Here is a 436-nt window from a genome sequence, read left to right as displayed (position 1 = left end):
ACAGCCCCTACCGGACCTGGATCGGCGACGGGTGGCTGCCTCGCCTGCCCGAGACCATCGATGATCTCAACCTGCTGCTGCTGACCGTGGCCAAAACGCGCATCGTCCACCGCGACGGAGTGCGCTTCCAGGGCCTGCGGTACGTCTCGCCGCTGCTGGCCGCCTACGTCAAAGAGCAGGTCGTGATCCGGTACGACCCCCGCGACATCTCCGAAATCCATGTCTTCCACAAGAACCAGTACATCTGTAAGGCCGTGGACCCCGATCACGCATCGACCACCGTCAGTCTCAAAGACATTCAACACGCACGCGCAGCCCGCCGACGCGAGCTACGCGGCCAGATCACCGAACGCATTGCCGTCGTCGCCGGCCACGAAGACCCCTCATTTCCGGCCCCGCCGGCACCGACCCCACCCGCCCGGAGGAAGACGAAGCT

Annotated in this window: 1 protein-coding gene; it reads left to right on the top strand. The window is 65.1% G+C overall.

The features are described 5' to 3' along the window. On the top strand, window positions 1-436 hold a 436-nt coding region (locus tag AYO52_RS01970; protein ID WP_172812092.1), incomplete at both ends, for a Mu transposase C-terminal domain-containing protein.

The organism is Dietzia sp. 111N12-1, from assembly GCF_001658045.1.
Lineage (GTDB): Bacteria > Actinomycetota > Actinomycetes > Mycobacteriales > Mycobacteriaceae > Dietzia > Dietzia kunjamensis.
Note: the sequence above shows the minus strand (reverse complement) of the source record. Positions and strands in the feature narration are given on the sequence as shown.